Consider the following 12,786-nt stretch of genomic DNA (forward strand, 5'->3'; position numbering starts at 1 on the left):
CTGGTAGAATCGCCGCCGGTTCACACGAGGTTTTTCCATGCACGATCCCCACAGCGAACGCATGAGTAGCGGCGAGACCCGAGCGGCAAGCGGTCTGGCCCTGGTGTTCGCTTTCCGTATGCTGGGCATGTTTATGGTGTTGCCGGTGCTGGCGACCTATGGAATGGATCTCGCAGGCGCTACCCCCGCGTTGATCGGCCTGGCGATTGGCGCCTATGGCCTGACCCAGGCGATTTTTCAGATCCCGTTCGGGATTATTTCCGACCGCATTGGCCGTCGCCCGGTGATTTATCTTGGCTTGATCGTGTTCGCCCTTGGCAGTGTGCTTGCGGCCCAGTCCGATTCAATCTGGGGCGTGATTGCCGGACGCATCCTGCAAGGCGCCGGGGCGATTTCCGCCGCGGTGATGGCGTTGCTGTCGGACCTGACCCGCGAACAGCACCGCACCAAGGCCATGGCCATGATCGGCATGACCATCGGTCTGTCGTTCGCTGTGGCCATGGTGGTCGGCCCGTTGCTGACGAGCGCTTTTGGTCTGCACGGGTTGTTTCTGGCCACTGGCGGCCTGGCCCTGGTCGGGATTGTGATCGTAGCCTTTATGGTGCCGCGCTCTACCGGCACGCTGCAGCACCGAGAATCGGGCGTCGCACGTCAGGCGCTGCTGCCGACGCTCAAGCACCCGGACCTGCTGCGCCTGGATTTAGGTATCTTCGTATTACACGCAATGCTGATGTGCAGCTTCGTCGCCTTGCCCCTGGCCCTGGTGGAAAAAGCCGGCCTGCCCAAGGAGCAGCATTGGTGGGTCTACCTCACCGCGCTGCTGATTTCGTTCTTCGCCATGATCCCGTTCATCATCTATGGCGAGAAGAAACGCAAAATGAAACGAGTTTTACTCGGCGCCGTCGCGACATTGATGCTCACTGAACTATTCTTCTGGCAGTTCGGCGATAGCCTGCGGGCACTGGTCATCGGCACGGTGGTGTTTTTCACCGCGTTCAACCTGCTGGAAGCTTCGCTGCCGTCGCTGATCAGTAAAGTTTCACCGGCTGGCGGCAAGGGCACGGCGATGGGGGTGTACTCCACCAGCCAGTTCCTTGGCTCGGCGTTGGGCGGCATCATGGGTGGCTGGATGTTCCAGCATGGCGGTTTGTCGGTTGTCTTCCTCGGATGCGCCGGGCTGGCTGCACTTTGGCTGGTCTTTGCTGTTACCATGCGCGAACCTCCCTACGTCACAAGTCTGCGTTTGCCGCTATCGCCCGAGGCGATCCGCGAGGCTGGTCTGGTAGAGCGCCTGAAGGCCGTCGTAGGGGTAACGGATGCAGTCGTGGTCGCTGAAGAGGCGGCCATTTACATCAAATTGGACACCGAATTATTGGATCGCGCGACGCTCGAGCAACTGGTCAACCCAGTGCCGACAGCGCGCCCAGCCTAGGAGAACGTTATGGCCCGTGGGGTTAACAAAGTCATATTGGTCGGTACTTGCGGCCAGGATCCCGAAGTTCGCTACTTGCCTAACGGTAATGCCGTGACCAACCTGAGTCTGGCGACCAGCGAACAGTGGACCGACAAGCAGACCGGCCAGAAGGTCGAGAAAACCGAATGGCACCGCGTGTCGATGTTCGGCAAGGTCGCTGAGATTGCCGGTGAATACCTGCGCAAAGGTTCGCAGGTCTACATCGAAGGCAAACTGCAAACCCGCGAGTGGGAAAAAGACGGCATCAAGCGTTACACCACCGAAATCGTGGTCGACATGCAAGGCACCATGCAATTGCTGGGCGGCCGTCCACAGGGCGACCAACAGGGCCAGGGCGGCATGTCCAACTCGGCACCGCGTCCACAGCAGTCGCGTCCACAGCCAACCCAGCAGCCACAGCGTGAGTCGCGTCCAGCGCCACAACAGGCTGCGCCGCAACCGGCTCAGGATTTCGACAGCTTTGATGACGATATTCCGTTCTGACCCTCAGCTTTTCAGAACGTAATCCAAAAAAGCGAAGCCATTGATTTGGCTTCGCTTTTTTTATGAGCGCAGATCTTGGTGGTGCAAAAAATACAGCGCCGGAACTCAGCTCGTCTGCTGCAGCAACGGATACAGCGATATCACCAGCAACGCCGCCATGCCGAAGTTGAACACGCGTAACCAGCGCGGGTTGCGTAGCACGTTGCGCAACACACTGCCGAATCCTGCCCAAACCCCCACGCTCGGCGCATTGATCAGGGCGAACACCGTAGCGATGATCACCACGTTCATGGTGTAGCCCTGCAACGGTGTGTAGGTGCTGATTGCACCGATTGCCATCACCCACGCCTTGGGATTGACCCATTGAAACGCCGCCGCGCCCCAGAACCCCAGAGGCTTGCCTTTACCTTCAGTGTCTTCGGATGCCGGGCCCGAACGGGCGATGTTCCACGCCAGGTACAGCAAGTAAGCCGCGCCCGCGTAGCGCAGGATGGTGTAGAGCACCGGATAGGCGGTAAACGCCGCGCCCAGCCCAAGCCCCACCGCCAATACCAGCACCAGGAATCCGGAGCTGATGCCCAGGATATGCGGGATGGTGCGCTGGAAGCCGAAATTAACCCCTGAGGCCAGCAGCATGGCGTTATTGGGGCCCGGGGTGACGGACGTGACAAACGCAAATAAAGCAAACGCCAGCATCAAATCAAACGACAAGGACATGGTTTTTTCCTGGAACGGGCCTTAGCACGTCACCTGCCACTCGGGTTTCGCGGTTACAGGTGTACGGAGGCCACTTAAAGTTGGAGTCAGAGCAACGAACTGAGAAAGCCGATGGCAACCATCGAGTAGAACGCTGCGCAAATCAGCCCGAAGGACTTGCGGGTCCGGGCAAAAAAAGGTTCTGCCGAATGGGCGGAAAACGCCAGGGCGTAGGTGCAGAAAATCAGGAAACCCAACAACGCACAGGCCGCCACCAGCACAAAACTCGCCCATGCCGGTGCGTTGACGCTCAGCCCCACGGTGGTCACGGTGAACCAGGTCAAGGCCGCCTTGGGGTTGGTCAGGTGAATGCCCAACCCTTGTAGATAGAAGCCCAGGTTGCGCGTCTGTTTTGCTCGCGCTTTGGCCACCGTCGTGGCGTTCTGCGCCAGCGCACTGCGCACCGACTTCCAGGCCAGGAAGAACAGGTAGCAGGCGCCGAACAACTTCAGCCACAGGATGATCTGGGTGTTGGACATTAACAGCGCCGACACGCCGGCAGCGGTCATCGCGCCCCAGCACAACGACCCGGAAATGACCCCCGCCGCCAGCGCCAGGCCCGGTGTGCGCCCGTAGTTCAAGGAGGTGTTGGCGATGGCCAGGTTGCCTGGGCCCGGGCTGGCGGTGCCGATCACGTAGACCCCCAGTGCCGCTGCAAAACTTGAAAACTCAAACATAGGTGCACTCATACCCGTGGCGCCAGCGCGCAGTGAGCACCCCAAGCCACCGCGGCTTGAAGTGATGGTCAAAAAAGCTACTTGAAGCAACGATGATCCGGCTCTTGGGCGCGAATCTTCTCCATCCAGGGCTTGAGTTCCGATTGCTTGTACAGGCGCTCGCCCCAATTTTCCGGCGAAACCGGCAATGGCCGCCCCTGCAGGATGTAGTCGGTGAGCAGGTGAATGAACTGCTGCAGGCAATAGGCGCCCACGTGCAGGCGCAGCGAGGAAGCCGTCTCGGCGGGCGCGACGTTGAAGCGCGCCACATCGATGATCTGCCCGCTGTCCACCGAAGGGGCCAGGTGATGGCAGGTCGAACCGTAGGTTTCATCGTTGTAGTAGATCGCGTAATGCTGGCTGCCCAGGCCCCGATATTTGGGGGGCGCCGGGTGCAGGTTGATCGCGCCTTTGCGGGCATTCTTGTAGATGCTCTGCGGGAAGATGAAGTCGCCACGGTAGGAGATGATCCAGTCGCCTTCCCAATCATCCAGGTGATAAGGGTAGGGATCGCCCGGGTCCCAGCAAAACACCTCGAGGTTGGAGAACACGGTCTTGGCGAATTCCACGCCGTGATCACACCAGTCCATAGTGCACACCGACAGCAGGACTTTGTCCTTGCATGGTTCGATCGTCTGCATCTTCATTTCTCCCTTTCCAGCTAATGTGGGTGACAACGACCGTCCCCCGGTAAGCCCGCTCGATCGCTAGTACGCGACAGCCCTGACCACTGCATTGAAGCGCTCGACCATTTGCCCCAGTTCCCCTTCGCTGGTGATAAACGGCGGTGCGAACAGCACATGATTGCCTTGTGTGCCTTGCACTGTGCCGCTGCCGGGATAAATCAGCAGGCCGCGTTGCAGCGCCTCGTGCTTGAGGGCCGCGGCATAGGCGCCGCCGCCTCTGAATGGCGCCTTGGTGGAACGGCTCTCGACAAACTCGACGCCCACGAACAATCCGCGCCCGCGCACATCGCCAACGATATCCAGGTCAGCCAGGCTTTCCCTGAGCCAGGTGCGCAGTTGCTCACCCCGTTGGCGCACTTGCGTCAGCAGGTCTTCTTCGACGATGACTTGCTGTACCTCCAGGGCAATGGCGCAGGCCAGCGGGTGGTTGACATGGGTTTGGCCGTTGCCCAGTACACCCGAGCCACGGGCCATCACCGAATGCACCCGGTCACTGATCAACAGCGCCGAGATCGGCATGTAACCCGCCGCCAGGCCTTTGCCGACCGCGACCATGTCGGGCACGATGCCGTCGTCGGTATAGGCGAACAGCTGCCCGGTACGCCCCATGCCGGCCATCACCTCATCAAGGATCAGCAGCACATCGTGGCGCTCGCACACCGCCTTGATCTTGCGAAAATAACCGGGCACCGCAGGCACCGCGCCGTTGGTGGAGCCCACTACGGTCTCGGCAAAGAACGCCGCGACGTTTTCACTGCCCAGGCTACGAATCTTGGCGTCCAGTTCATCGGCCAGGCGTGTGGCGTACTGCTCCTGGCTTTCGTCGGGCCGTTGATCACGGTAGGCGTAGCAGGGGGAGACGAACTCGGCGGGTGCAAATAGTCGACCAAATACCGACTGGCGCTGCGGGTTGCCGGAGATGCTCAAGGTGCCCAGTGTGCTGCCGTGATAGCTCTGTTGGCGGGAAATGAACACTGATTTGTCGGGCAAGCCGCGCTCGCACTGGTACTGGTAAGCGATTTTCATCGCCAGCTCCATCACCTCCGAGCCGCCGGACAAGAACTGCGCACGCGCCAGGCCGCCACTGGCTGCCACCAGGCGCTCAGCGAGCTCCTCGGCGGCAGCGGTGGTGAAGCTGCCAGCATGGGCCCAGGCCAGTTTCTTCGCTTCGCGCTCGAATGCCGCGGCGATCCGCGGGTGCCCATGGCCCAGGCTCGACACTGCGACACCGCCGCAGGTGTCGAGGTAGCGTTTGCCCGTTGCATCCTCAAGCCAAACCCCGCTCCCGCCGACCGCCAGGATCGGTGAGCTGTTGAGGTTTTTGTAGATCACTTTTGACATGGGCGCAGTTCCTCAGGCAATAGGCGTTACCGTTTACTCACCGCGTGATCCCAGGCTGTCGGCGCCTGGTGAAAGCGCCGGCCGAAACGGGAAGAGTGAAACACCGAACGCGTCAGCCCGATGGGCAGCAACACGACGATAAACATCAAAAACGCAAGAAATCTCAGCACGGTAGAAGCTCCATTGAGTTAAAGGTAAGGATCAATCCAGCGGGATCTCGCTGCGCCAGTCCACAGCCTCGACGAAGGCCGGTTGGCCGGGGCGTTCCAGCACGTAACGGCCCAGGACCAGTACGTCCATTTCGGTGCGCATGAAGCAGGCGTACGCTTCCTCGGGTTTGCATACGATGGGCTCACCGCGCACGTTGAACGAGGTATTGACCAGCACCGAGCACCCCGTGCGTTCCTTGAAACTGCGCAGCAGGTAGGTGAACGGTGCGTTGTTTTCCTCGGTCACCGTTTGCACCCGTGCCGACAGGTCGACGTGGGTCACCGCCGGCAATTGCGAGCGGATATTGTTGATACTGCCCAGCCCGCGCTCCGGGCCGCCTTCTTGCCGCGACTGCTGGGATTTGATCGAGTCGGTGACCGGCGCGACCATCAGCATGTAAGGGCTTTTTTCGCAGATATCGAAATAGTTGCCGGCGTCCTCGGCCAGCACGGCCGGGGCAAACGGGCGGAACGACTCGCGGTATTTGATCTTCAGGTTCATGGTGCGCTGCATCTCGGGGTTGCGTGCATCGCCGAGAATCGAACGCGCGCCCAAGGCTCGTGGGCCAAACTCCATGCGCCCCTGGAACCAGCCCACCACCGCGCCCTCGGCCAGGCGACTGGCAACCTGGTCATACAGCCCGGCGTCGTCATAGCGGGTGAAGGGGTAGTGGTTTTCCAGCAGGAAGCGGGCGATTTCTTCGTCGCCAAAGCCCGGCCCCAGCAGGCTGCCGCTCATGGCATCAGACTTGCCACCTTCCAGGTGCGGGCGACCGCTGTGCTTGACGGCAAAGTCCAACGCCGCCCCCAGGGCGCAACCGGCATCACCGGCCGCCGGCTGGATCCAGATCGAATCAAAGCGCCCCGAGCGGCTGAGCACGCCGTTGGCCACGCAGTTCAAGGCTACGCCACCGGCCAGGCACAGATTGCGCTCGCCGGTCTGCTTGACCGCGGCAGTGGCCAGGCCCAGCACCACTTCCTCGGTGACTTTTTGAATCGACGCGGCCAGGTCGCACTCGCGCTGTGAGATCGGGCTTTCGGGTTGACGGATCGGCCCACCGAACAACTCTTCAAAAGCTTCGCCGACCATGCGCTCACCGCGCAGGTACTCGAAGTACTTCATGTTCAGGGTGAACGAGCCGTCCTCGCGGATATTGATCAGCTCGTCGCGAATCTTGTCGGCGTAGATCGGCTGGCCATAGGGCGCCAGGCCCATCAGCTTGTATTCCCCTGAGTCGACCTTGAACCCGCAATAGTAGGTCATGGCCGAATACAGCAAACCCACCGAATGTGGGTAGGAAATCGAGTTTTTCAGTTCAAGATTGGTGCCCTGGCCGTGCCAGATCGTGGTCGAATGCCATTCGCCGATGCCGTCGATGCACAACACCGCCGCGTTCTTGAACGGTGACGGGTAAAACGCCGCCGCCGCGTGGGAGCGGTGATGCTGGGAGGCCTGGGTGCGCGGCGCCTTGCCCCGGCCCAGGATTTCGAGTTGCTCGTCGACGAACTTGAGCACGTTCCACTTCCAGCGAATCCATTCCGGCATCGCATTGATGAACGTACGTGCGCCGCCGATGCCGCCGCTGGCAAACGACGAAATCACCCGGGAGAATTTTTCCTGGGGGTCTTCGTAATAAACCACCGCCTCCAGGTCATCCAGGCTGATGCCCTCGGCGTCCAGGCAATAGGCAATCGCCTGGGCCGGGAACGCCGGGTCATGGCGCACGCGAGTGAAGCGCTCTTCCTGGGCGGCAGCGACGGGCACGCCGTCCTTGACCAGGGCGGCAGCACTGTCGTGGTAGAAGGCAGAAATCCCTAAAACATAATTAGCCATTTAACTGTGCATCCTCATCACATTCCGCCAATCCATGGAGTCGCCTGCGCCAATCGAACTGCTGGCGTGTAGGCAACCTTCTCTGCGTATCAAGACCACCATTGCGCGAATGGCAGGCTTCGTAGAACCGGGATCAAGGACACCACGAGCACCAGGCTCATGGTGATATTGAACGCCTTCAAACGTTGTGGCTGGGTCAGGAAGCGCCGCAGGTACTGCCCGAAAAACACCCAGACCATCGAACACGGTGAACCGAATACAAAAAACAACAGCGCAATCAGAAACACCTGCACCGTGTACGAGCCCAAGGGCGAGGTGTAGGCCAGCACTGCGCCCACCGCCATCACCCAGGCTTTCGGGTTGACCCACTGGAACAGCGCCGCAGCGGTGAACCCCAAAGGCTTGCCTGATTGGTCACCCAGATCGGTGGTGGGGGCACTGGCAATTTGATACGCCAGGAACAACAGGTACAACGCGCCGACCACCTGCAAGCCGTCATGCAACCACGGGTACTGGCGGAACACCGCCCCGGCCCCCAACCCGACCGCCACCAGCATCAGCGGAAAGCCGATGTTGATACCGGCCACATGGCGCAAGGTACGGCCGATGCCGAAATTGGCCCCGGACGACATCAACATCACGTTGTTCGGGCCTGGCGTGACACAGGTGGCAATCACGAACAGCACGATCGAGTAGTAATCCAGTGCCTGCATGGTCATGCCCTGCTCAACGGTAATCTTCCAGCGTGCCCTGTCGACGAATGTCCACGGACACACAATGGAAACCGCCGCTCAGACTGCGCGCGTGGCGCATCTTCAGCGGTGCCACATCGATGCCGTGTTTTTCCAGTGCGCGAATCAGCGGCACTTGCTGGTCATTGATCACCGCCAGCGACGGGTTGACCATGATGAAGTTCATGCCCTGCCAGATAGAGGCACGCGGGTACGACCAGCAGTAACCGGTGTCCACCATGTCGGGGGCCCAGATGATGTCCCAGTGCTTGAACACTTCGGGCACCTGATCCTTGCCGATGCGTTCGGGGTTCAACACCACCAGCCCTGGACGCACCAGGGTGATGGTGGTGTCCAGGTGCGTACCGTCGTAGAACCCGCTGAGGGCGTGCACGCGATATTGGTCGCCGAGCACGCGCTTGAGCCACTCGTAGCCCATGCGGTTACCGCTGCGCGACACCAGGTAAAGAATGTCGCGGCCCATGCGCAGCACGTTGGCGGCATCGAAAATCGGCTCATCGTTGGCGATGATCGAGCCCTCGCGCGGGTTGACCCGGTAGGTACTGTCGGGCAGTTCCGGCTTGGGCGCGGAAATCCAGTTGGCGCCGCTGGCGAAGTACGCCTGCAGGTGTTCGCGGTAGGCAAAAGGTTCGAAGTAACGGCTGCGCAAGGCCATCGGCGCTTCAATGATGGATTTGCCGATCGGCAGCAGAACGTCCCTTGGGCAGTAGTTGTATTCGCCGTCGGTCTTCCAGTCGCCGGTGCCGAACAGTGCCGCGTGATAAGTCTCTTTGGGCCGGCGCACGGTCACCCCATGGCCGACCAGGAAGGCGGCAAAGGCGTCCAGGTCTTCCTGTGCTTCTTCAACCAGTTGTTCGGGGTAAGGCCCTGACGGAATCTCATTGGGCGAGTCGTGGTGCTCGCTGTAGTCGAGGGCGAACAGGCCCTTGTCCGGCCGCGGCACGCGTGCGCCATGGGCAATACCCACGATCATTTCCTCGAGGGGGTCCCATTCGTTATGCACTTCTACCAAAGACATAATTGCTCCTCGTGGCGTTATTGTTCGTGGGTTTGCAGCAATACCTGCCGCGTGATCGGCAAGTGATGCAGATAGCCTTTTGAAGCCGCTGTGCGGGTTGGGCGCGGGAGTACATGGTCGGCCGATGAGAGGCGCAAGCGACGCAACATCGAGGCCCATTTGCCTGGCATCGGCGCCAGGGACTCATAGCCCACGCGCACGCGCTGCCATTGCGCGGCGACCTGCTCGGCACTGGTCAACGCACGCATGTACGCGTCGATCGCATCGGCAGCCCAGGCCGAATGTCCGGTGGACACGTTATCAATGGTGTTGTGCAGGTCGACGAACGCCGTGCTGAACCCGTAGTGCCGTAAAAAGCGCCGCGCCGAACGATAGCTGCCGCCCACGCCGGACAGCTCCATCGCCAGGTTCATGCCGAGCACTTCGGGCATGAACGTCACCGGCAGTTTGCCCAGGCACAGCCAATACACGGGCAGGCGGAAGGAGTCTTCGTCCAGGCGCGGGTCTTCGGCGAATTCACGGCTACCGGTGGGGGCCAGTTCGAAATCCATGTCACGCAGGCCATCGCGATAAATTTTCGGATGATTGAGCGCCTCGATGCCGTTGCCCAATTCATCCCAATAGGTCTGGAACAGGGTGTAGCCCACGTGGGAAGACGCCAGCCCCAGGTCGGTAAAGCCTTGCAGCCACGCACCGTCGATCAGCGTCAGCGGCGCCAGTTGCAGGGTCGACTCGATGATTTCTTCACGGCTGGGCATTTGCGCCGGGTCGCTGTCATCGAACTGTTGGCCGTTCTGGTCATGCTTGTCCAGCAACCAGGCGCGCAGCACATTGGGGCCCCACTGGTCGGGCAATTGGCGCTCGGACGTCTTCAGCGACTGGCGCGAACGCTCAAGCCAACGGCTCACATAGGCATGGGCAAACTGGCGGGTGGCCGGCTGCAGCGCACGCCCCTGCAAGACAAAATAGGCTTCGCGCAGGCTCTTGGGCCAGTGCCCGGTGTCGTCGGGGCTGGCTGAGTCAGGGCGGGGCACCGTGGCGGCGCTGTCGACTGGCTGGCGTGGCAGTTGCGGCGTGGCGCCAGCCTGGGGCAACCAGTCGATCCACTGGCGAATCACGCTCAAGTCTGCCTCGCTGAAGATGCGGAACATGCGCCCGGTCGGCGCCACCAGGCTGGTGACCAGCAGGCTTTTTTTCGAGTTCCCCGGCACGATCAAACGGCTGCGCGACAGCACATCCAGCAGGGGCAACGGGTCGCGCTGCGCTTCTTCGATCCACAGCGCCAGGCTGCGCCCTTCAATCAGGTAATTCTGGTGATACACCGCGCCCACCCGCGCCAGACGCTGCATCAAATGCGCCATGGCCTGTTGGGGCGAAGTGGCCGTCAGCGAGGCGTTATACAGCCGCGCATTCCAGCGTTGCAGCGCGCCGAACAGCCAGTTGGCGCCGCGTAGCAGACGGGCCTGGCGCTCTTCGCCCTGCTCGATGATGCGGTGCGCGACCCATTGGCTGATATGGCGCAACGAAGCCGGTTCCAGGCCGGGGAATGACGCGCTCAGATCCAGCCGGCCGAGTTCCAGCGCCAGCCCTTCAAGCTGGCCCATGGCTGCCCAGCCCGGGCAAAGCCCGACGGCGCGCAAGGCCCAATCGACACCGCAGAGTTCATCACCGTAGGCATCGCTGCGCCGGCTGAGGGCAAGCAACAGCGCGGGCAGTTCGAACTCGTCGTCATGCAGGTCCGGCAGGGTCGCCAATTGCGCCGGCGCCAAGGCGTAGGTGGTCAGCTGTAGCTGGCCCAACAACGCGTTGAAGTGATGGCCGCGGGAGGCGTTCGGGTAGCCGACGCCGATGTCATGGGCAAACAGTTGCATCAGGCGCAGCTGCGCGGGGTCTTCAAATACCCCGGGTGCGCTCAGGCCCTGCAGCCAGCAGCCGAGCACCGAGGCCATCGGTGCCGAATAAACCGCCAATGCCTGGGCAAAAGCGCGGGCGTTGTGCTGTTCGACGGCGGCGGTGGCGGCGCCGGCATACGCCGACGCCTGTTCCGACTGCCACGCATCGATCCGCTGTGACAGCAGCGGCAGCTGCACCGGCTCGACGTCTTTGCCCAGCAGGGTGTCGAGGTACTCCGTATCCAGGAAACATTCAGGCTCCAGCGCCAAACGATAGAGTTCGCGCCACCTGTCGTCTGCGGGGATGCGTGTTGGAATCGAGCCATCCATAGCCATTACCTTCCAGTGCCGCGTCAGAACATCGGATAAATGGAGGAGTCAGGTTTCTTCTTCTTTTTTCCAAACAGGCGTTGGAAAAACTTCTTGATGGATTTCATGTGCAAGTCCTTTTAGCGGGTGACATCGAGAATAAGTTTTGAAACCAGGTCGTTGCCGGCATCGGTGAAATGGATGCGGTCGACGAACTGCCAGTCTTGCGGGCCCAGTGCCTCAGCCAGCAATGGCGTGATGTCGACAAACTCCACCCCCATGGCCCGCGCCCCGTCGCGCAAGCGCTGGGCGTAGGCTTCGCGCACCGAGGTTTGCAGGATGTCGCCATACACCTCGGTGAAATTGCCGAGTTGGTCGAGTTCGGCAAACAGTTGCTCTTCCTCATGGCTGCCGGTCTCGCGGACCCAGCCGGCGAGCGGTTGCAGGATGAACGTCAGCTTCGCACCCATGTCGGTGGCCAGGGCGCGCCAGATATCCAGGTGCTGCAAGGTCAGGTTGGCGGCGTAGTCGATCTGTTCCTGCATCGACGGCGGCGTGGGTTGCTCGGGCTCCTGAGGCTTGCCGAACAGATTCGACAGGCTCCAGTTGCTGGCGGTCGGCTGCTGTGGCGTCAAGGCATCGAAAAACTGATGGCAGTTGAAAAACGCGCCGTGCTCGCCCCGATAGGCGTGAGGCTGACGTGCCAGGCCAAGGTTGTTGAAACCGGAGAACAGCACGATTTCATCCACCTTGGGCAGGTGGTGCCGGTTGAGGGTGAACAGCACCAGCTCTTGGGTAGAGTTGAAGCTGCGGCCGCCGAAATTGACCCAGCGCTGGCCACGGGGATCGTTCTTCGTGAGGCGCGAAGCAAGGGTCCAGCTGTCGGCGCTGGCGCCAATGCCGAACACGGTGGAGCTGCCCGCCAACAGGCGTACCGGGCCATTGCCCTTGACACCATCGACCACCGAATAGCGGGTACCCAATGACTCGGAGTAGCGAAAGCCGGATGAATCGGTATTGACCACGGGGGAAGCATGGTCAGTGGGGTGGAAGTACATCAAATAGGGCAGCCATCGAACTTCACCGGCATCGGTGAATTTCTGTTCGTACTCGGCCATCTGCGGTGTGAGCGTCGTCCTTGTCGTCATAGCGCTTGATCCATTTGGTATTCGCTGGGCAGATTCAAACACCTGGTTGGTTTGTCAGGTGCTTGCTTTGTAGGGCATTTCTGAAAATTTGGTGCGTACAGTGCTGCTTTACTACTTTGTAACTACATTTGTACCAACCTTGTCCAAGGTCTCGTGCACTGTTATGGG

At 60.9% G+C, this 12,786-nt stretch carries 12 protein-coding genes; 2 read left to right on the forward strand and 10 right to left on the reverse strand.

Annotated features, from left to right (window positions below; genetic code table 11):
• Window positions 1–37 precede the first annotated feature (37 nt).
• Together FW800_RS12960 and FW800_RS12965 are read left to right on the forward strand one after the other, a co-directional pair.
• Entirely contained in the window at window positions 38–1,432 is a 1,395-nt protein-coding gene (locus FW800_RS12960) for an MFS transporter (RefSeq protein WP_005791905.1), read from the forward strand.
• Window positions 1,433–1,441: 9 nt separating this feature from the next.
• Window positions 1,442–1,957: a single-stranded DNA-binding protein gene (locus tag FW800_RS12965; protein WP_005791904.1), complete on the forward strand. Its 516-nt coding sequence runs from the start codon at window positions 1,442–1,444 to the stop codon at window positions 1,955–1,957.
• Between the two features lie 105 nt (window positions 1,958–2,062).
• On the opposite strand, the gene FW800_RS12970 is transcribed toward FW800_RS12965, so the two are convergent.
• The 10 genes from FW800_RS12970 to FW800_RS13015 all read right to left on the reverse strand — a co-directional run bounded on the left by FW800_RS12970 (window position 2,063) and on the right by FW800_RS13015 (window position 12,618).
• Window positions 2,063–2,674 (reverse strand): LysE family translocator, encoded by a 612-nt coding sequence (locus tag FW800_RS12970; protein WP_032879215.1) that lies wholly within the window; start codon window positions 2,672–2,674, stop codon window positions 2,063–2,065.
• A gap of 86 nt (window positions 2,675–2,760) precedes the next feature.
• The gene (locus tag FW800_RS12975) at window positions 2,761–3,390 is read right to left on the reverse strand and encodes a LysE family translocator (protein ID WP_446437756.1); all 630 of its coding nucleotides are present in this window, start codon (window positions 3,388–3,390) and stop codon (window positions 2,761–2,763) included.
• 77 nt (window positions 3,391–3,467) lie between these two features.
• Entirely contained in the window at window positions 3,468–4,070 is a 603-nt protein-coding gene (locus tag FW800_RS12980; RefSeq protein WP_005791900.1) for a formyltransferase family protein, read from the reverse strand.
• Between the two features lie 66 nt (window positions 4,071–4,136).
• Window positions 4,137–5,456, reverse strand: coding sequence for an aspartate aminotransferase family protein (locus FW800_RS12985; RefSeq protein WP_446437757.1), 1,320 nt, complete (start codon window positions 5,454–5,456; stop codon window positions 4,137–4,139).
• Window positions 5,457–5,482: 26 nt separating this feature from the next.
• Window positions 5,483–5,626 carry a hypothetical protein gene (locus FW800_RS12990; RefSeq protein ID WP_005791897.1) on the reverse strand — a complete coding sequence of 48 codons (144 nt, stop codon included), beginning with the start codon at window positions 5,624–5,626 and terminating at the stop codon, window positions 5,483–5,485.
• Between the two features lie 31 nt (window positions 5,627–5,657).
• A complete protein-coding gene (locus FW800_RS12995) occupies window positions 5,658–7,499 on the reverse strand; it encodes a carbamoyltransferase family protein (protein ID WP_005791895.1) in 1,842 nt (613 codons plus the stop codon).
• Window positions 7,500–7,588: 89 nt separating this feature from the next.
• On the reverse strand, window positions 7,589–8,212 hold the full coding sequence (locus FW800_RS13000; RefSeq protein ID WP_032881200.1) for a LysE family translocator: 624 nt from the start codon (window positions 8,210–8,212) through the stop codon (window positions 7,589–7,591).
• Between the two features lie 13 nt (window positions 8,213–8,225).
• Window positions 8,226–9,269 (reverse strand): inosamine-phosphate amidinotransferase 1, encoded by a 1,044-nt coding sequence (locus FW800_RS13005; RefSeq protein WP_446437758.1) that lies wholly within the window; start codon window positions 9,267–9,269, stop codon window positions 8,226–8,228.
• Window positions 9,270–9,286: 17 nt separating this feature from the next.
• On the reverse strand, window positions 9,287–11,491 hold the full coding sequence (locus tag FW800_RS13010; protein ID WP_446437759.1) for an iron-containing redox enzyme family protein: 2,205 nt from the start codon (window positions 11,489–11,491) through the stop codon (window positions 9,287–9,289).
• A gap of 119 nt (window positions 11,492–11,610) precedes the next feature.
• A complete protein-coding gene (locus tag FW800_RS13015) occupies window positions 11,611–12,618 on the reverse strand; it encodes an SGNH/GDSL hydrolase family protein (RefSeq protein WP_446437760.1) in 1,008 nt (335 codons plus the stop codon).
• Window positions 12,619–12,786 lie beyond the last annotated feature (168 nt).

This window comes from Pseudomonas sp. 910_23 (assembly GCF_052850795.1).